Origin of the sequence: Nocardioides rotundus (assembly GCF_019931675.1) — a bacterium.
Taxonomy (GTDB): Bacteria; Actinomycetota; Actinomycetes; order Propionibacteriales; family Nocardioidaceae; genus Nocardioides; species Nocardioides rotundus.
On record NZ_CP082922.1, the window covers coordinates 613,402 to 632,213 of the forward strand.

19 protein-coding genes are annotated in these 18,812 nt (G+C 71.8%); 7 read left to right on the plus strand and 12 right to left on the minus strand.

Annotation, left to right across the window (positions count from 1 at the left end; translation table 11 throughout):
- Positions 1-40 precede the first annotated feature (40 nt).
- From K8W59_RS02940 to lexA, 3 genes are all read right to left on the minus strand, one after another.
- The gene (locus K8W59_RS02940; protein WP_223397263.1) at positions 41-1,468 is read right to left on the minus strand and encodes a sugar transferase; all 1,428 of its coding nucleotides are present in this window, start codon (positions 1,466-1,468) and stop codon (positions 41-43) included.
- Positions 1,469-1,579: 111 nt separating this feature from the next.
- Entirely contained in the window at positions 1,580-2,815 is a 1,236-nt protein-coding gene (gene lhgO / locus K8W59_RS02945; RefSeq protein WP_223397264.1) for an L-2-hydroxyglutarate oxidase, read from the minus strand.
- Between the two features lie 247 nt (positions 2,816-3,062).
- A complete protein-coding gene (gene lexA, locus K8W59_RS02950) occupies positions 3,063-3,779 on the minus strand; it encodes a transcriptional repressor LexA (RefSeq protein ID WP_223397265.1) in 717 nt (238 codons plus the stop codon).
- A 125-nt stretch (positions 3,780-3,904) separates the two neighbouring features.
- Between lexA and K8W59_RS02955 the strand changes: the two genes are divergently transcribed.
- Together K8W59_RS02955 and K8W59_RS02960 are read left to right on the plus strand one after the other, a co-directional pair.
- On the plus strand, positions 3,905-4,708 hold the full coding sequence (locus K8W59_RS02955) for an SDR family NAD(P)-dependent oxidoreductase (protein WP_223397266.1): 804 nt from the start codon (positions 3,905-3,907) through the stop codon (positions 4,706-4,708).
- 177 nt (positions 4,709-4,885) lie between these two features.
- The gene (locus K8W59_RS02960; RefSeq protein ID WP_223397267.1) at positions 4,886-5,443 is read left to right on the plus strand and encodes a LysM peptidoglycan-binding domain-containing protein; all 558 of its coding nucleotides are present in this window, start codon (positions 4,886-4,888) and stop codon (positions 5,441-5,443) included.
- A 119-nt stretch (positions 5,444-5,562) separates the two neighbouring features.
- On the opposite strand, the gene K8W59_RS02965 is transcribed toward K8W59_RS02960, so the two are convergent.
- The gene (locus K8W59_RS02965) at positions 5,563-5,901 is read right to left on the minus strand and encodes a hypothetical protein (RefSeq protein WP_223397268.1); all 339 of its coding nucleotides are present in this window, start codon (positions 5,899-5,901) and stop codon (positions 5,563-5,565) included.
- Positions 5,902-6,198: 297 nt separating this feature from the next.
- Between K8W59_RS02965 and nrdR the strand changes: the two genes are divergently transcribed.
- Positions 6,199-6,672: a transcriptional regulator NrdR gene (nrdR, locus tag K8W59_RS02970; RefSeq protein ID WP_223397269.1), complete on the plus strand. Its 474-nt coding sequence runs from the start codon at positions 6,199-6,201 to the stop codon at positions 6,670-6,672.
- Between the two features lie 97 nt (positions 6,673-6,769).
- The gene (locus tag K8W59_RS02975) at positions 6,770-9,676 is read left to right on the plus strand and encodes a vitamin B12-dependent ribonucleotide reductase (RefSeq protein ID WP_223397270.1); all 2,907 of its coding nucleotides are present in this window, start codon (positions 6,770-6,772) and stop codon (positions 9,674-9,676) included.
- Positions 9,677-9,698: 22 nt separating this feature from the next.
- On the opposite strand, the gene K8W59_RS02980 is transcribed toward K8W59_RS02975, so the two are convergent.
- Genes K8W59_RS02980 through K8W59_RS02995 form a run of 4 tightly spaced genes read right to left on the minus strand, consistent with a single transcriptional unit; the run spans position 9,699 to position 13,582 of the window.
- The gene (locus K8W59_RS02980) at positions 9,699-10,322 is read right to left on the minus strand and encodes a maleylpyruvate isomerase family mycothiol-dependent enzyme (RefSeq protein ID WP_223397271.1); all 624 of its coding nucleotides are present in this window, start codon (positions 10,320-10,322) and stop codon (positions 9,699-9,701) included.
- Between the two features lie 4 nt (positions 10,323-10,326).
- A complete protein-coding gene (locus K8W59_RS02985) occupies positions 10,327-11,142 on the minus strand; it encodes a fumarylacetoacetate hydrolase family protein (protein WP_223397272.1) in 816 nt (271 codons plus the stop codon).
- A gap of 1 nt (position 11,143) precedes the next feature.
- Complete coding sequence (locus K8W59_RS02990) at positions 11,144-12,277, minus strand: cupin domain-containing protein (RefSeq protein ID WP_223397273.1); 1,134 nt, start codon at positions 12,275-12,277, stop codon at positions 11,144-11,146.
- 15 nt (positions 12,278-12,292) lie between these two features.
- On the minus strand, positions 12,293-13,582 hold the full coding sequence (locus K8W59_RS02995; protein WP_223397274.1) for an MFS transporter: 1,290 nt from the start codon (positions 13,580-13,582) through the stop codon (positions 12,293-12,295).
- Positions 13,583-13,648: 66 nt separating this feature from the next.
- Between K8W59_RS02995 and K8W59_RS03000 the strand changes: the two genes are divergently transcribed.
- The gene (locus K8W59_RS03000) at positions 13,649-14,431 is read left to right on the plus strand and encodes an IclR family transcriptional regulator (RefSeq protein WP_223397275.1); all 783 of its coding nucleotides are present in this window, start codon (positions 13,649-13,651) and stop codon (positions 14,429-14,431) included.
- Between the two features lie 150 nt (positions 14,432-14,581).
- Positions 14,582-16,030 (plus strand): hypothetical protein, encoded by a 1,449-nt coding sequence (locus tag K8W59_RS03005; protein WP_223397276.1) that lies wholly within the window; start codon positions 14,582-14,584, stop codon positions 16,028-16,030.
- Positions 16,031-16,035: 5 nt separating this feature from the next.
- Here K8W59_RS03005 and K8W59_RS03010 read toward each other — a convergent pair whose 3' ends face one another.
- Positions 16,036-16,413: a PH domain-containing protein gene (locus tag K8W59_RS03010; RefSeq protein WP_223397277.1), complete on the minus strand. Its 378-nt coding sequence runs from the start codon at positions 16,411-16,413 to the stop codon at positions 16,036-16,038.
- 8 nt (positions 16,414-16,421) lie between these two features.
- Entirely contained in the window at positions 16,422-16,703 is a 282-nt protein-coding gene (locus tag K8W59_RS03015) for an excalibur calcium-binding domain-containing protein (RefSeq protein WP_223397278.1), read from the minus strand.
- A 236-nt stretch (positions 16,704-16,939) separates the two neighbouring features.
- Here K8W59_RS03015 and K8W59_RS03020 point away from each other — a divergent pair, with 236 nt between their 5' ends.
- Positions 16,940-17,452, plus strand: a complete 513-nt coding sequence (locus K8W59_RS03020; RefSeq protein ID WP_223397279.1) for a hypothetical protein — start codon at positions 16,940-16,942, stop codon at positions 17,450-17,452.
- Between the two features lie 13 nt (positions 17,453-17,465).
- Here K8W59_RS03020 and K8W59_RS03025 read toward each other — a convergent pair whose 3' ends face one another.
- Together K8W59_RS03025 and K8W59_RS03030 are read right to left on the minus strand one after the other, a co-directional pair.
- Entirely contained in the window at positions 17,466-18,287 is an 822-nt protein-coding gene (locus K8W59_RS03025; protein ID WP_223397280.1) for an alpha/beta fold hydrolase, read from the minus strand.
- 93 nt (positions 18,288-18,380) lie between these two features.
- Positions 18,381-18,809, minus strand: a complete 429-nt coding sequence (locus K8W59_RS03030; RefSeq protein ID WP_223397281.1) for a hypothetical protein — start codon at positions 18,807-18,809, stop codon at positions 18,381-18,383.
- Positions 18,810-18,812 lie beyond the last annotated feature (3 nt).

The following is an 18,812-nucleotide window of genomic DNA, read 5'->3' on the forward strand; positions in this document are numbered from 1 at the left end:
GACGGTGGGTAGTGCGTCTTGTCGGTCGCGCCGCGGGACATCAGGCCCCCGGCGCCCTGAACACCGCGACCGTGGTGCGCAGGAGGATCTTGATGTCGAGCCACAGCGACCAGTTCTCGATGTAGAAGTTGTCGAACCGGGCGCGCTGCAGGATCGAGGTGTCGCCCCGCAGCCCGTTGACCTGGGCCAGGCCGGTGAGACCGCAGGGGACCCGGTGCCGGAAGGCGTAGCCCGGGTGCTCGCGGCTGAACTCGCGGACGAAGTGCGGTCGTTCGGGCCGGGGGCCCACCAGGCTCATGTCGCCGCGCAGGACGTTGAACAGCTGGGGCAGCTCGTCCAGGGACGAGGCCCGCAGGCGCCGTCCCACCGGCCCCAGCCGGTCGTCGTGCGCGATGTTCCAGTTCGTCTGCGACTCCGACTCGTCCACCGGCCGCAGCGAGCGGAACTTCATCAGCACGAACGCCCGGCCGTCGATGCCGACCCGCTCCTGGCGGAAGATGATCCCCGGCCCGCCCTCGAGCCGGACCGCGATCGCGCACAGCGCCATCACGGGCGAGGCGACCAGCAGCGCGACCAGCGCCACGGAGACGTCCAGCACCCGCTTGAGCCGCCAGGCCGGGCTCAGGTTCGCCCAGCGGCGCAGCCGCAGCAGGGGCATGCCCCAGACCATGTCCATGTCGCCGGCGACGTGGTGCAGCTCGTAGAGCCGCGGCACCACGAAGACCTCGCAGCGGTGGCGGTGACAGGTGCGGATCAGCTCGACGAGACGGTGTTCGGGCAGCGCGCCGTAGGCCAGCACCAGGACCCGGATCCGGCCCTCGGCCAACAGCTGCGGCAGGTCCTCCGGCTCGCCGCGGACCGGCAGGGTGCCCGAGTGGGAGCGGTGGTCCAAGAACCCTTCGGGGCGCAGGCCGTACTCCCGACGGGTGCGGAGCACGTCGGCGAGCTCGCGCCCGACCTGGCTGGTGCCGATGATGAGGGTCGGGTGGCTCACCCGGCCGGTCGTGCGCAGGTGACGCACCAACAGGTAACAGGCGGACCGGCCGGCGAAGATCAGCACGCCTGCCAGCAGGGCGGTCAGCGAGATCCGGGTCAGCACCGGGCCGACCGGGCCCGAGGCCATCAGCTCGACCAGCGCCAACGGCGGCGCGGCTGCGACCAGGATGCGCCCGACCATCGGGGGTACGTCGTCCAGCAGGGCAAGCTGGAGCCGGGACCGGTAGAGGTCGCCGAGCGCGAAGAGCGCCAGGACCGAGATCGAGAACGCGAGGGCGGCGGCCAGCGGTGGACGCACCACCAGCGCGGCCGCGAGGCAGGCCGCCGCGTCGCTCACCACCAGCAGCGGCCGGACGCCGTGCTTGAGCAGCGGCGGCCAGATGCGGATCCGGCGCAGCCGGCCGCCGAGGCGGCCGGCGGGGCCGACGTCGGATCGTGCATGGCGGGGTGGGGAGCCTGTCCCACGCGCCACGTGCCCCGAGGCCACCCCCGTCAATGAATGTGCCACCAGAATGATCCCCCCGGAAACATGCTGTTGCTCGGAATCGGTCCGCGCCGCCCCCTGCGCCGCGGACGCCGTCGACTACGTGGTCGCCATCAACAGATCCATCCGCTCCGCCAGCCGTCCGGCGATCGCGAGGGACGCGGTCGCCGCCGGTGACGGAGCGTTCAGAACATGCAGTGCCCGTCCGGACTCCTGCAGCAGGAAGTCGTCCACCAGCGCCCCCTCGGCCGACACCGCCTGGGCGCGGACGCCCGACGGCCCGAAGACCAGGTCCTCCGACGTCACCTCGGGCACGTAGCGCTGCAGCTCGCGGAGGAAGGCGGACGCGCTCACGTCGCGCCACACCTCCGTGGCCCCGGTGCGCCAGTAGCGCCGCGCGAGCCGGTGGAAGCCGGTGAAGCGGAGTGTCTCGGCCAGGTCCCGCCGGTCGAGGTCGGTGCGCCGGTAGCCCTCGCGGGCCGTTGCCAGCACCGCGTTCGGCCCCGCCCACACCGCGCCGTCGACGCGACGCGTGAAGTGCACGCCGAGGAACGGCAGGGACGGGTCCGGGACCGGGTAGATGAGCCCTCGGCACAGGTGCCGGGCGGCCGGCCGCAGGGTGTAGTAGTCACCCCGGAACGGCACGATCCGCACGTCGTCGGAGTCCGCGCGGTCGGCGCTGAGACGGGCCACCCGGTCCGAGTGCAGTCCGGCGCAGGCGATCACCTGGCGGGCGAGCAGGTCGCCGCCGCTGGTGTGCAGCCGGGTGCCGCCGGGCTCCTCGTCGATCCCGAGGACCTCGTGCCAGGTCCGGACCTCCACGCCCTCCTCGCGCAGCAGCTCCACCAGGCGCCGCACCACCGCGGCGTAGTCAATGATCCCGGTGCCGGGGACGTGCAGCGCCCGCACCCCGGCGGCATGCGGCTCGATCTCCTCGATCTCGTCCGGGCCGACCATCCGCAGGCCCGGAACGCCGTTGGCGGTGCCGCGCTCGTGCAGGGTCTCCAGTCGCCCGAGCTCGGAGGCGTCGAGGGCCACGATCAGCTTGCCGCAGCGCTCGAAGCCGATGCCGTGCTCCTCGGCGAAGTCCTCCATCAGCCGCTTGCCCTCGACGCACAGCTGGGCCTTCAGCGACCCCGGCGCGTAGTAGACGCCGGCGTGCAGCACCCCGGAGTTGTGCGAGCTCTGGTGCCGGCCGGGCGCGGCCTCCTTGTCGAGTACGGCGACCCGCGCTCCCGGGCGGCGCCGTACGAGCTCGCGTGCGGTCGCCAGACCGAGGATCCCCGCGCCCACGACGACCACGTCGTAGGCAGATGCGTTCTGCCCCACAACCATTCCCCATCCCCCAGATTCGGGCCACGTTCCTCAACGTGGCTCCTCGAGGGCCGGTTCCCTCCCCAGTGACCCGGCCCGACGTCAGGGAGTCAAACAGGTCGACGGCCGGGGTGGAACCCGCGGAGGCGAGATTCATCACGATGACTCTGGACAGCGCTACTTTGCGCGCCATGCCGGCTGCGACTTTCTGCCGGAGAGGTCTCCCAAGGAAGGGGAGGCGGTAGGGGTGGGGGCTGGGAGTCGTGGCTCAGAGGCTGCGCAGCACCGCGGTGACTACGCCCAGGACGCTGGCGTTGGTGCCGTCGATCGGGTCGTAGGCGGCGTTGGCCGGCATCAGCCAGACCGTGCCGTCGCGACGACGCAGGGTCTTCACCGTTGCCTCCCCCTCGATGAGCGCGGCGACCACCTCGCCGTCGCGGGCCGTCTGCTGCTGTCGGATCACCACGTAGTCGCCGTCGCAGATCGCGGCCTCGATCATCGAGTCGCCGCTCACCTCCAACAGGAACAGCGTGCCGTCGCCCACGAGGGTGCGGGGCAGCGGGAAGACCTCGGAGACCTGCTCCTCGGCGAGGATCGGGCCGCCGGCCGCGATCCGCCCGACGACCGGGACCATGGTGGCCTCGGGCATCGCGTCGCCGATCCCGGTGACGTCCACCGACTCCTCCTCCGCACTGGAGATGGAGCGCCGGGCGGCCATCACCTCGGGCAGGAAGACCTCCAGGGCCCGGGGACGGTTCGGGTCGCGCTTGAGGAAGCCCTTCTCCTCCAGCGCCTTGAGCTGGTGCGCCACGCTGCTGGAGCTGGTCAGCCCGACCGCGGCGCCGATCTCGCGCATGCTGGGCGGGTAGCCCCGCTGCTCGATGGAGTCCTTGATCGTCGCCAGCACCCGCTGCTGACGGGGGGTCAGGCCGGTGGCGTCGGCGGGGCCGTCGGGGAACTCGGAGACCTTGCGGGTGCGGGCCATGGCGGGACCTTCCGTGCTGATGGGCCGGTGGCGCCGGACCGGGTCCGGCGAGTGGCCACACGGTACTGCCGGGCATCGCGTGAATCAAACATCTGTTCGAAGGCGTGTCGTGTCATGCTCCGGCCATGACCAGTGAACCGGTGAGGGACAACCCGGGCGTCGCCGTCGTGACCGGCGGGGCCCGCGGGATCGGCCGCGGCATCGCCGAGCGCCTGGTGGCGCAGGGGCGGTCGGTGGTGGTCACCGACGTCGACGCCGACGCGGTCGCCGCCACGGCGCGCGAGATCGGGGCGGCCGAGGGCATCGGCCAGGACGTGCGCGACCCGGTCTCGCACGCGGAGGTGGCGCGGACGGCGCTGCGGCACGGCCCGCTGACCGCGTGGTTCAACAACGCCGGCGTGGGGGACGACGGCCGACTGGCCGACCTGTCGGAGGAGTCCTGCCGCCGCCTGGTCGACATCAACCTGCAGGGTGTGGTGTGGGGCATGCGGGCAGCCCTGGAGGCGTTCGGCCCGCGCGGAGGCGACGTGGTCAACACCGCCTCGCTCTCGGCCCACGGCCCGGTGCCGGGCCTGAGCCTGTACGCCGCCACGAAGGCCGCGGTCGTCTCGCTGACCATGTCGGTGGCCGCCGAGGCCGACCCCGGGGTGCGGGTGCACGCGCTGTGCCCCGACGGGGTGGACACCGACCTGGTCAAGGCGATGGACGACCGGGGGATGGGCAAGCAGCTGGTGTTCTCCGGCGGACGGATCCTCACCGTCGATGAGGTCGCCGACGCCGCGGTCCGGATGCTCGGTTCGCAGCGCGTGGTGCGCACGCTGCCCGCGCGTCGGGGGGCGCTGATGCGGGCCTCGACGCTGGCGCCCTCGGTGGCCCGGCGCAGCATGGGGCTGTTCGCCGCGCAGGGGCGACGCGCCATCCGGCGCTGACCCTTGACGCGTTCGAACACGTGCTCTACCGTCGTACACCTGTTCGATCGAACGTGTGATCGAGACGCTGACGAGGAGCCCTTCCCGACTCGCTCGGAGAGGACTGTCGGTGGTCCCGACTAGACATGCGGTCGACACCCCGACACGAGGGTCCACCCACTTCCCCAGGAGGTCCCGATGAGCACCATCGCCACCACCATCCGCGAGACCCGCAGCACCCGCGACACCCGCAGCACCCGCGAGACCACGCCGGCCACCGCGCCGCGTCGGCGTCGTGAGGTGCTCCGGCCCGCCGGCCGCGCCACGCAGCCCGGCACCCCGCTGGTGCGCACCGCACCGCGCGAGCGGCACCTGTGGCTGCTCGAGCCGCTGCCGACGCCCACCCGCACGGCCCCGGCGGCGCGCCCGGTCCGTCCGGAGCCGGCAGCCGTGCCCTCGGCCCCCGGCGCGGTCCGGCTCACCCGCCGCGGCCGGGCCGTGGCCGGGGTGGCGGCTGTGGCCGCCGCGGTGACGCTGGGTCTCGGCCTGACGACCGCGGTCGGGCCGGAGCCCGCGCCGACCGAGACCACCCGGATGCACGTGGTCCAGCCCGGCGAGACCCTGTGGGCCATCGCGCAGGGGACCAGCGTCGACGCACCCGTCGGTGAGGTCGTGGACCGGATCGAGGAGCTCAACGACCTCGACACCGCGCTGCTCGAGCCGGGCCAGCGGCTCCGGGTGCCGACCGCCTCCTGATCGGGAGCGGTCCCATGATCACCGTCAGCCGACCTCGACCCCCGGCTGGCGGGCAGGGGAAGACCGAGGGGCCGGCGCCCCCACGTGGCGCCGGCCCCTCGTCACTGCCTCGGGGCGCCTCAGCGCGCTCGGCGCCGTCCGCCCTGGACCCGCGGAGGCGCGGCCGGGTCGGACACGCCCAGACCCAGGGTGCGACCCAGTCGGGCCAGCAGGATCAGGCCGACGAACAGGCAGGCCACCGCGCCGAGGCTGGCCAGCGCCAGCATCCACCAGGCCGAGGAGTTGCCGACCCGGGCGGAGTTGCCGAAGTCGATGGCCAACCAGACCAGATAGCCCCAGGCCACCACGGCCAGGGTCAGGCCCAGCGCCAGCCCGGCCACGGTCGGCCACGGGGTCGCCGGACGGGCGGGCCTCTCCGCCCGCCGTGCCCCCACATGTCTGCCTGCCCCCGCGCTCACGACGCATATCTTGCCCGACCCCGGACGACACGCCGTGACTTCCCCCGAATTTCCCGCCCTGACCTGCGCGAACGCGGCGTCTGCGGGACCAACGCGAATCAGCTCCGCGCGCGGCTTGCGCCGGTGCTCACGGGCACGTACGGTTACCACTACATCTAGTAGTTACACCGTTGTGGTTTTCCACATGTAGTCCACCGGGCACAGTGGAAGGTCCACAAGTCATCCACAGGTGATCCACACCCGGCGTCCCCTCAGCGGGGCCGTCTCGACCTGCCCGAGGGGAAGGAGGACCCGACCGTGCACTGCCCCTACTGCCGCAACTGCGACACCCGGGTCCTCGACTCGCGGGTGGCCGAGGACGGCGGCTCGATCCGGCGCCGCCGTACCTGCAACGACTGCGGGAAGCGGTTCACCACCGTGGAGCAGATGCAGCTCACCGTGCTCAAGCGCAGCGGCGCCACCGAGCCCTTCACCCGGGACAAGGCGGTCAGCGGCGTCCGGAAGGCCTGCAAGGGCCGCCCGGTCTCCGAGGACGACCTGGCCCGGCTGGGGCAGACGGTGGAGGGGCACCTGCGCGCCGAGGGGTGGGCGGAGGTGCCGGCCCACGAGGTGGGGCTGGCGATCCTCGGCCCGCTGCGGGAGCTGGACGAGGTGGCCTACCTGCGGTTCGCGAGCGTCTACCGGGCGTTCGAGTCCGCCGCGGACTTCGAGTCCGAGATCGCCATGCTCCGCATGGAGCGTGAGCAGCAGCAGTCGGCCGCGACCGGCTGACCACAGACTGCCCGGCACGCGTGTGGGGAAGCGCGCGTGCCGGGCGACCAACCGACGTAGCAGCACAAGAACCAGAAGATCCGATGAGGAGACATCCATGACCGAGACGGTGAGCACCGGGGCAGCCACTCAGCAGGGGAAGGGGCTGACGATGGAGCGCGTGTTCTCCACCGAGGGCGTCCACCCCTACGACGAGATCACCTGGGAGCGCCGCGACGTCGTCCAGACCAACTGGAAGACCGGCGAGGCCGTCTTCGAGCAGCGCGGCGTGGAGTTCCCCGACTTCTGGAGCCTCAACGCCTCCACCATCGTCACGACCAAGTACTTCCGCGGCGCGGTCGGCACCGACGCCCGCGAGTGGAGCCTCAAGCAGCTCATCGACCGGGTGGTCGGCAAGTACGTCGAGGCCGGCCGCGGAGGTGGCTACTTCGCCACCGAGGCCGACGTCGAGGTCTTCGAGCACGAGCTGACCTGGCTGCTGGTGCACCAGTACTTCTCGTTCAACTCCCCGGTCTGGTTCAACGTCGGCACGCAGAGCCCCCAGCAGGTCTCGGCCTGCTTCATCCTCTCCGTCGACGACTCGATGGACTCGATCCTCAACTGGTACAAGGAGGAGGGCTTCATCTTCAAGGGCGGCTCCGGCGCCGGCCTGAACCTCTCCCGGATCCGCTCCAGCAAGGAGCTGCTCTCCTCCGGCGGCACCGCCTCCGGCCCGGTCTCCTTCATGCGCGGCGCGGACGCGTCCGCGGGCACCATCAAGTCCGGTGGCGCCACCCGGCGCGCGGCCAAGATGGTCGTGCTCGACGTCGACCACCCCGACATCGAGGAGTTCGTCGCGACCAAGGCGCGCGAGGAGGACAAGATCCGCGCGCTGCGCGACGCCGGCTTCGACATGGACCTCGGCGGCGCCGACATCACCTCGGTGCAGTACCAGAACGCCAACAACTCCGTGCGCGTCTCCGACGAGTTCATGCGCGCGGTGGAGGACGGCACCGAGTTCGGCCTGCGCGCCCGCGGGACCGGTGAGGTGATCGAGACCGTCGACGCCCGCGAGCTGTTCAAGAAGATCAGCCTCGCCGCGTGGGAGTGCGCCGACCCGGGTCTGCAGTACGACGACACCATCAACGACTGGCACACCAACCCCGAGACCGGCCGGATCACCGCGTCCAACCCGTGCTCGGAGTACATGTCGCTGGACAACTCCTCGTGCAACCTGGCCAGCCTCAACCTGCTGAAGTTCCTGCGCGAGGACGACACCTTCGACGCCGACCTGTTCGCCAAGGCCGTCGAGGTGATCATCACCGCGATGGACATCTCGATCTGCTTCGCCGACTTCCCGACGGAGGCCATCGGAGACACCACCGTCGACTACCGCCAGCTCGGCATCGGCTACGCCAACCTCGGCGCGCTGCTGATGGCGATGGGCCTGGGCTACGACTCTGACGGCGGCCGGGCGATGGCGGCCACCATCACCTCGCTGATGACCGGTACGTCGTACAAGCGCTCCGCCGAGCTCGCCGGGATCGTCGGCCCCTACGCCGGCTACCAGCGCAACGCCGAGGCGCACAAGCGGGTGATGCGCAAGCACCAGGCCGCCAACGACGCGGTGCGGACCCTGCACGCCGCGGACACCGAGACCCACCAGCTCGCCACGCAGATGTGGGCCGACGTGCAGACCATCGGCGCGGCCAACGGCTTCCGCAACGCGCAGGCCTCCGTGCTCGCGCCGACCGGCACCATCGGCTTCATGATGGACTGCGACACCACCGGCATCGAGCCCGACTTCTCCCTGGTGAAGTTCAAGAAGCTGGTCGGCGGCGGCTCCATGCAGATCGTCAACCAGACCATCCCGCGGGCGCTGACCAAGCTCGGCTACGCCGAGGAGCAGGTCGAGGCGATCGTGGAGTACATCGCCGAGCACGGCCACGTGATCGAGGCTCCCGGCCTCAAGCCGGAGCACTACGAGGTCTTCGACACCGCGATGGGCGCCCGGGCGCTCAAGCCGATGGGCCACGTGCGGATGATGGCGGCCTGCCAGCCGTTCCTGTCCGGCGCGATCTCCAAGACGGTGAACCTGCCGGAGACGGCCACCGTGGAGGAGATCGAGGACATCTACCTGCAGTCGTGGAAGCTGGGCCTCAAGGCGACCGCGGTCTACCGCGACAACTGCAAGGTGGGCCAGCCGCTGGCCGACGCGAAGGCCCAGCGGGCCGAGGCGAAGGCGACGGTGGAGTCCGAGGCCGAGCCGAAGGTCGTGGAGAAGGTCGTCTACGCGCCGACCCGCAAGCGGCTGCCGAAGTCGCGGGTCTCGCGGACCACGTCGTTCACCGTCGGCGGCGCCGAGGGCTACATGATCTCCGGTGCGCACGAGGACGGCACGCTGGGCGAGATCTTCCTCAAGCTGGGCAAGCAGGGCTCGACCCTGGCCGGCGTGATGGACGCCTTCTCGATCGCGATCTCCATCGGCCTGCAGTACGGCGTCCCGCTGGAGACGTTCGTCTCGAAGTACACCAACCAGCGCTTCGAGCCGGCCGGCCTCACCGACGACGCCGACATCCGGATGGCCCAGTCGGTCATGGACTACGTCTTCCGCCGGCTGGCGCTGGACTACCTGTCCTTCGAGGACCGCTCGGCCCTGGGGATCTACTCCGCCGAGGAGCGGCAGCGGCACCTGGAGACCGGCTCGTACGAGCCGGTCGAGGAGACCGGGTCCACCGCCGCCGAGCTGGTGGGTGGCCCGGCCGCCGCGTCGACCGCCCCGGCCGCGACCGTGGAGGGCGCGGACGCCGAGGAGGTCGTGGTCGAGGAGGACCTGATCGACTCCGCCGAGGAGGTCGCCGCCAAGCCGGCGCCCAGCGAGGCCCACACCTCCGCCGAGCTGCTGGAGCAGATCACCGGCACCGCCATCGACAGCCCGCTGTGCTTCACCTGCGGCACCAAGATGCGCCCCGCCGGCTCCTGCTTCGTCTGCGAGGGCTGCGGGTCCACCAGCGGCTGCAGCTGACAGTCGCAGGCCGCGGGTCAGTTCACAGCCACGGCCCCAGGTCGGCCGCACCGGAGAGCCGGTGCGGCCGACCGGCCAGCCAGGCGGCGACCTCGGGCAGCGGGCCGCCGGGCAGGTCACCGACCAGCCCCCGCTTGACCCGGATCTCCTCCACCAGCGCGGCGAGGAAGTCCTCGGGCAGGTCGGCGAAGCCGAGGCCGGTGTCCAGGTCGACGGCGTGGACGAGCACCTCGCGGGCGCGCATCCACGACGTCTCGGTCGCCGGCACGATCCGCCCCTGGGCGGTGCGGATCTCGGTCGCCCAGCGCTCCTGGGGGAGGGCGGCCATCGCGTCCTCCAGGCTCTGTGCGCTCCCCACCAGCCAGCCGGAGAGCTCCCGGTCCGGCAGCGCGGCGCCGCGCTGGATCCCGGCGGCGCGGTCCTCGGGTGAGGCATACATCGGCGTCTCCTCGCCGGTGGCCGCCCAGTGCACGAGGTTGCCGATCGCGTCGGCGTTGGCCGCGACATGGGCGACCACGTGCCGGCGGGTCCATCCGGGGAGAAGGCTCGGCGCGTCGAGGTCGGCCCCGTCTGCCGCGTTCAGGAACAGCTCGGTCCCCTGACGCATCCAGGCGCGGGACCGCTCGGGCGTGCGAACGTCGCTCACCGGGTCAGGCCTTCACGATCCGGTTGACGCACGCCCCGATGCCCTCGACGGCGGCGGTGACCTCCTCACCGCCCACGAGGTAGACCTTCGGGTCGCGGGCGTGGCCGACCCCGGCCGGCGTACCGGTCGCGATCAGGTCGCCCGGCCGCAGCGTGATGATCGTGGAGACGTACTGCACCAGCATCACCGGGTCGAAGAGCAGCGTCCCGGTGTCGTCGCGCTGCATCACCTGCCCGTCGACCGTGGTGCTGACCTCGAGCGCGGGCGCGAGCCCGCCGACCTCGTCGGGCGTGACCAGGTAGGGGCCGACCGGGGTGCTGGCCTCCCAGATCTTGCCCTGAGTCCACTCCACGGTGCGGAACTGCCAGTCGCGCACCGAGATGTCGTTCATCACCGTGAAGCCGGCGATCGCGGCCTTCGCCTGGGTCTCGTCGGCGCGCCGTACCTCCTGGCCGATGACGACGACGAGCTCGACCTCCCAGTCCAGGGCGTCGGTCTCGGCGGGCTTCTCGATGTCGTCGAAGGCGCCGGTGAGGGTGTCGGCGAACTTGGTGAACAGGGTGGGGTACGCCGGCATCTCGCGCCCCATCTCCTTGATGTGGTTCTGGTAGTTGTGGCCCACGCAGATCACCTTCGAGGGGTGCGGCACGACCGGCGCGAAGTCCGCACCGTCGAGCGGGTACGACGCCCCGGCGCGCTCGTCCGGGGTGCCGGCGGCGAAGTAGGCGCCCACATCGGGGTAGCCCAGGTCGACCAGCCGGTCGCCGTCACGGCGGACCGCCCGGGTGCTGTGGTCGAGACGGATGGTGGCGAGATGCATGTCAGGAGTCCTTCTGGGTGCGGTGGAGGTGGAGTGCTGCGAACACGGGGGCGTCGGAGAAGCGGAAGAGGTCCAGGGCGCCGGAGTCGGAGTCGGTGGCGCCGGCCTCGGAGCGGACCGAGAGCGGCTCCCACGACGGGACCACGAAGAGGTCGCCTCGGGTGACGCTCCAGGAGTGGTCGCCGACGGTCACCACCCCGGAGCCGTCGAAGACCTGGTAGACCGAGGAGCCGGTCTCGCGCACGGGCGCGGTCTCGGCGCCGCGGACGACCCGATGCAGCTCGGCGCGGATGGTGGGGAGCACGTCGGAGCCGTCGTGCGGGTTGGCGTAGCGGACCGCGGCGTGCCCGGGCTCGACGGTGCCGCCGTACCCCTGCTCCTCCAGCGCGAGCTGGTCGGTCAGCGCCCGGTCGGTGAACTCCCACTTGTAGGACAGCAGCGGGCTGCCCGGAGAGGGGGCGGGCGCTCCCAGGGGTCGCAGCCCCGGGTGGCCCCACAGGCGCTCGGAGCGGGAGCGCTCCGGCGTGGTCCGCTCGGCGTGGCTGAGCTCGTCGCGGCCGGGCTCGAAGAACTGCGCCTCGGTGAGGTACTGCAGCGGGATGTCCAGGCCGTCGATCCAGGCCATCGGCTGCTCGGTGGCGTTGTGGTGGGCGTGCCAGTTCCATCCCGCCTGCGGGAGGAAGTCGCCGCGGTTCATCGGCACCGGGTCGCCGCCGACTACCGTCCACACCCCGGAGCCCTCCACGACGAACCGGAAGGCGTGCTGGGTGTGCCGGTGCTCGGGCGCGTCCTCGCCGGGCATGAGGTACTGGATCGCGGCCCACAGCGTGGGCGTCGCGAACGGACGACCGCCCAGCGAGGGGTTGGCGAGCGCGATCGCCCGGCGCTCACCGCCGCGGCCGACCGGGACGATCTCCCCGGCCTGCTCGGCCAGCCGCAGTAGGCTGCCCCACTCCCAGCGGTGCGGCACCGCCCGGGAGCGCGGGTTCACCGGCATCAGGTCGCCGATCTCGGTCCACAGCGGGACGAGCAGCTCCTCCTCGAAGCCGCGGTAGAGCCGCTCCAGCGCGGGGGTGACGGTCGGTTGGTCTGCGGCCTCGGTGGCCTGCAGGCGGACCGGTGACATGGCGGACATGGGCATTCCCTCCCTCTAGGCGGCCGGTGCGGCGGCGGGGACCGTCGCGGGCCGGGTGACGACGTAGGTGATGGCGATGACCAGCGCCGCGAGCCCGCTGGCCGCGGCGAAGAGCACGAAGCTGGAGGCGGGCCCGAGGCCGGCGTTCAGCAGCCAGCCCGCCGCGGACGGGGCGACGACGGCGCCGACCCGGCCCGAGCCGAGCGAGAACCCGAGCGCCGTGCCGCGCAGGGAGGCCGGGTAGTGCTCGGCCACCGCGGAGATGAGCAGGCAGGCGGTGCCGTGCGTCCCGATCCCGGCCAGGATCAAGGCGACGTAGACGGGGCCGGCGGAGGTCGGGCCGGTCAGCAGGAAGGCGAGTCCCAGCGCGGCCGCGACCGCGCCGCCGAACGCGCTGCGCAGCGGGCCGATCCGGGTCGCGGCCCAGGCGGTGAGCGCCGACCCGGTGACGGCGCCGAGGTTCAGGGCGAGCAGGTAGGTCAGCGGGTTGCTGCCGAGGTCCAGGCTGGCGTCCCCGGCGATCTTGGGCAGCCAGGTGCCCAGGCCGTACCACGCGAACAGGGTGGCGATGGTGGCGGCGGCGAAGAGCAGGGTCGCGGTGAGGTACGGCGCCCGCAGGACCGTGCCGATGCTGGGCCGGGTGGTCGCCGCGGGGTCGCCGGACTCGACGTACACCACGCCGTAGGCGGACTCGACCGCCACGGCCTCGTCCACCCGCGCCCGGGCGCGCAGCCAGCTCGGCGACTCGGGCAGGAGCACCACGAGTACGGCGACCAGCACCAGGCCGAGCCCGGAGTAGAGGTAGAGCGCCTGCCAGCCGAGCGCCGGGATCGTGGGCAGCGCGGCGAGGGCGGCGATGCAGCCGCCGATCGGGACCCCCGACATCATCACGGTCGCCACGATCGAGCGGTAGCGGGGCAGCACCATCTCGGAGGCGAGCGCGTTCGCCGAGGGCACCAGGCCGCCGAGGCCCAGGCCGGCGAGGAAGCGCAGGGTCCCGAACATCTCCGGGCTGGTGGCGAAGCCGCAGGCCGCGGTGAACACGGTGAACCAGGCGACGCAGCCGATGATGGTGACCCGGCGGCCCACCCGGTCGGACAGGTTGCCCGCGCCGAGCGCGCCGACGAGCATGCCGGCGAAGGCGAGGCTGCCGATGGTGCCGGCCGAACCGGGGGTCAGGTCCCAGCCGGGCTCCTCGAGCAGGGACGGGATGGTGGTCCCGTAGACGATGAGGTCATAGCCGTCGAAGACGACGATCAGCCAGCAGAGAGCCAGCACCAGGAGGGGGCTTCGTGACGTGGTCATGCTCGTCAGGGTCCCGCTGTTTCGCTATGGTGAACGAGGATTTCTGTTGTGCAGAACGGAGGGTGAATGCCCGACCACGCGATGAAGACCCCGCCGCCCTACGCGATCGCCAGCGTCGACCATGCCCTGCGGCTCGCGACGATCCTGCAGATCGAGGGCTCGCTCAGCGTGACGGAGGCGGCCGAGCGCCTGGGCGTCGCGCGCTCGACCGCGCACCGGCTGCTCGCGATGCTGGTCTACCGCGACTTCGCCGCGCGCGAGGACCGGCGCTATCGGGCCGGGCCGGTGCTGGAGCTGGCCGCCCACTCACGCTCGGCCGTCGCCCGTCTCCGTGAGGCTGCGTTGCCGCACCTGCGCCGGCTGGTCGACCACCTGCACGAGACGGTCAACCTGATCGTCCGCACCGGAGCCAACGCCCGGTTCGTCGCCAGTCTCGAGGGCGACCAGACGCTGCGGCTGGGCAGCCGCGAGGGGATGGTCTTCCCCGCCCACCGCACCACCGGCGGGCTGCTCCTGCTGGCCGAGCTGTCGGAGGAGGAGCTGGAGGCGGTGTACGCCGGCGAGGAGCCCGAGGCGGGCGAGGACGCGCCTCCCGACCTGGAGCGGCTGCGCGCCCACCTGGAGCAGATCCGGCGGTGTGGGTACGCCGTCAACCAGGGGCTCTCCGAGCGCGGCGTCACCGCCGTCGGCGTACTCGTCCGGGACTCCCGCGGCACCGCCCTCGGCAGCCTCGCCGTGGCGTTGCCCACCGTGCGCTACGAGCCCGAGCAGCTTCCCCGCCTGGTCGCCACGCTGCAGCACGCCGCCGCCGGGGTGGAGGCGGACCTGGCCGAGGACGCGCCCGCCTAGCGTTCGCCGGTCGAGCCTGTCGAGACCACGGGGTCCGCTGGTCGTGCTGCCTTCGCTGGTCGTGCTGCCTTCGGTGGTCGAGCCCCGTCGAGACCACCCGCTCGGTCGGCTCGGGACGGGACTGTCGGTGCTCGGTGGTTGACTCGGTTCATGGAGTTGATCACCGGGTTGGAGGAGCTGGCTGATGGCCGGCTGCTGGACCATGCCGGTGAGGTGGCGCGGGCCCGGCGGGAGCTGGAGGTCCAGGAGCTTCGGGTGGCGCTGTCGTTCGTGGTGCGCAACAACCCGGACCGGCTGGACCCGGGCATCCGCCTGCTGCCCGGGCGGGAGCGCGCCCGCCGCTACGGCGGGGTGGGGACTGATGAGGTGACGGAGTTCTGCTGTGCGGAGCTGGGTGCCCGGATGGGCATCACCTCGTTCGCGGCGGCGGCGCTGATGGCCGATGCGGTGGACCTGGTGGTGCGGCTGCCGCAGCTCTGGGCGCGGGTGGAGGCATTCGAGGTGAAGGTCTCCTATGCCCGCTACGTGGCGCGCAAGACGCGGGACCTGAGCATCGAGCAGGCGGAGTACGTCGACTCCCGGGTGGCCGAGTCCGCCGATGGGCGGGTGCCGTGGACCCGGTTCGAGGAGCTGGTCGCTGCCGCGATCGTCGCTTCGAACCCGGCTGCCGCGGCGGCTGCGGAGGAGAAGGCCCAGCAGGCCTCCTATGCACGGGTCACGCGCTCGGACGAGCACGGGATGCGGGGTCTGTACGTGCGGGCGGGGTTCCCGGTGATCGCGAAGGTGGACGCCATGCTGGCGTTGGTCGCGGACGCGCTGGCCGCCCAAGGGGTGGGCGGCACGGTCGATGAGCGTCGGGCCCTGGCGTTGCTGGTGCTATGCGACCCGCGGCAGGCCATCGCACTGCTGGCCGCCTACCGCCGGTCGGCCGGCGCCTCACCCGATCCCGCCCCCGACCCCGACCCTGACCCCGACGACCCCGGTGGGGACGACCCGGCGGTGCAGCTGGACCTCTCGGTGCCGCCCGAGGCGGCCGGGATCGACTGGGCGGCGTTGCTGCCGACGGTGGAGCTCTTCGTGCACTGCTATGCCGGCCCCGAGCCCACCGGCATCGCCCGGGTCGAGGGGCAGGGACCGGTCACGCAGGCCTGGGTCCGCACCGTGCTGGGGGAGCGGGCACGGTTCACGGTGCGGCCGGTGCTGGACCTGGAGGGCCAGGCGCCGGTGGACGCCTATGAGATCCCGGACCGACATAGACGGGCCGTGCATCTGATGACGCCGGCCGACATCTTCCCGTGGGGCTCCAGCCGGAGCCGCAGCATGCAGATCGATCACACCGTCCCCCACCCCCGCGGCCGGGGTCCCGGTGGGGTCGACCCTGCCGGGCTGTCGGAGGTCGGGAACTACGGCCCGATGACCGGGTTCCACCACCGGGTCAAGACCCACGGCGGCTGGCAGGTCGCCCAGCCCTTCCCCGGGATCTACCTGTGGCGCGACCCCCACGGAGCGACGTACCTCGTCGACCACACCGGCACCCGCCGCATCGACGCCGCCTGGACCCGTCACCACTTGGCCCAGGCCTACGACCTCGGCGCGTGAGCTGCCTACAGGCCGCCGCCGAGGACCGCGGAGGAGATCAGGTGGTCGAGCCTGCGGATGTCGACCCCCTTGTGCAGGTTCACCTTGATGTGTCCGGCGCGGGTCCACAGCTCGATCTCCGCGTTGAAGTCGAGGATGCCGCCGGCGTTCTCCGAGGACCACATGTTGATCGAGGAGTAGGGGAGCGAGTAGATCTCCACCTTCTTGCCGCGCAGGCCCTGCGCGTCCCGGACGATCAGGCGCTTGGTGGTGAAGACGGCGCTGTCCCGGAAGGTCTTGTAGGCGACGACCGGCCGCTCGCCGTCAACGAGAACAGAGTGGATGTCCTGCGGGATCGGCGTCTCCGCGACGAGGGTCCAACTGAGGATCGGTGCGGTCTCCATCGCCGTACTCACCGCTCGCAGGCGGTGCCGTCCTTGTCCCGGTCCATGCTGCGGTAGTTGGCCCAGTAGACCTTCTGCGCGTGCTTGCCGTAGGCCGGCCGTCCGTAGCCCTGGTTGACCTGCTTCTGGGAGGCGGCGCGGCTCTTGGCCACGCCGTGCTTGAAGTCCTTGGCCAGCTGGGTGCAGTTGGCGTAGTTGATCCGTGCCGCGTTGGCCGAGGAGACCGGGACGGAGACGAGGGCGAGGGAGACGCAGACAGCGGCGAGGCCGGACTTCAGGGGGGAACGCATGACGAAGTGACTCCAAGATCGACGAGGTGGACGTGGGCGCTGATGCCGAGGTCAACCGTAGGCGGCGTCGGGCACTGTGTCCGGCGAATGACAAGAACTCTTATTCTGAACACCCGGGGCGACCGTGTGGCTTCGGGGCCATCAGATGACTCCAGACCCACACGGTCCAGGACCAGTCCTCCACAGGCCGCGGAATCGCTCTTCTCCTGGACGCGGTGAGCAGGCACGCTGCCCGGATGGGGAACAGCACTGACTATGTCGGGCGGGTGGGGATCGACCCACCGCTCAACGACCGAGAGATCACCTACCTCAGGGCCCTGATGACGGCGCCGTACGACGATCGCGAGGAGGTGACGTACGAGCCGCCCTCGGCACGGTGTGGCTGGCGACTCGCCGACGACGGTCGCAGCCTCGTGTGGGACACCGACGCCGACATCGACGAGATGATCGTGTGGCTGCGCTACCTGATCTCCCACTTCCTCAAGCTTCGGGCGAGGGCGGTCGGAACGGCCGGCTTGGAGGGGTTCACCTTCGATCACGTCGTCGAGGGGATCGTCGTCGGCTGTCATCGCGACAGCGGCGAGCTGACCCAGGTCACCGTCCGCCGGAACCGCGTCACCGCGAAGCGGCTGCGGCTCCCGGAGGAGAAGCGCCCGACGGCGCCGGCGCCTCCGTCAGCCCGGAGGCCACCGGCGGCCGGGACGGGTCAGGTCATCGACCTGCTCTCGCGGCGACGGATCAACGGCTGAGCGCTACCGCGGCTCACCGATCCAGGAACGCCAGCAGCTCGTTGTTGAACTGCTCGCTGTGGCTGGTGTTGAAACCGTGCGGGGCGCCCTCGATCACGACGACGGTGCTGTTCGGGATGGCCTCGGCGGTGCGCTTGCCGGAGACCTCGAACGGGACGATCGAGTCGGAGTCGCCGTGGATCACCAGCGCCGGCACCTGCACGCGCGCGACGTCCTGGCGGAAGTCGGTGCGGCCGAAGGCGTCGATGCAGCCCAGCAGTGCCTGGTCGGCCGCGGGGGCCTCCATCGCGAGAGCCTGCTGCCGCTGCTCCTCGGTCACCTTGAGCTCGCCGTCGACGCTGAAGAAGTCGGTCGTGAAGCCGTCCAGGAAGCCGGCGCGGTCGCTGCGCACACCCTCCTCGAACCCCTGCACGTCCTCCTCGGACAGGCCGCCCTCGGGGTTGTCGTCGCTCTTGAGCAGGTACGGCGGGACCGCGCCGGCGAAGACCACCGAGTTCAGTCCCTCGTCGCCGTACGTGCCGACGTACCTCGCGACCTCGCCGCCGCCCATGGAGAAGCCCACGAGCGTGACGTCCTCGAGGTCCAGCCCCTCGACCAGCCCCGCCAGGTCGGCGGCCAGCGTGTCGTAGTCGTAGCCGCTCTCCGGCTTCTCGGACTCCCCGAAACCGCGGCGGTCATAGGTGATCACCCGGTAGCCGGCGGCGGTGAGCGCACCCTCCTGCTCGGACCAGGAGGCGCCGGACAGCGGCCAGCCGTGGATCAGCACCACGGGGCGGCCGTCGCCGCCGGAGTCGGTGTAGTGCAGCGTGATGCCGTTCGACGTCAGCTCGGGCACGGTGGTTCCCCTTCCGGATGCGGTTCCTCTGGGCACCACCGAAACTGCCAGGGCGCTGGTGGCCGGGCAATACCCGTAAGGATGCGCCCGGGCTCACGCCGGGTCGGCCAGCGAGGAGAGCTCGTCGGGCGGGAGCGGCCGGATCGCGCCGCGGGTGCCGAGGTGCACGACCTCGCAGGCGATGCCGGCGGTGCGGGCGGCGGAGTAGAGCCCCTCGGCCCAGGCGCGGTCCTCGGCGCTGACCCGGTCCCGGCCCGGCCGGGTGCGCAGGAAGGCGACCCGGGCATCGCGCATCACGTCCGAGGCCAGGCCGTGCAGCACCTCGGCGAGCCCCTCGAAGCACTCGCGGTCGGGGTCGGTGGCCTCGGTGATCTCGGTCAGATGCGGCACCGGTCGGTCGTCGACGATGAACATCACCCAGATGCTGTGGCCGCCGAAGCTCCACGGCCCCATGAGATGTCGCCAGGCCGACTGCAGGTCGGACTGGGTGTGGATCGGCGGGCTGAAGGGTGTCTCGTCCATCGC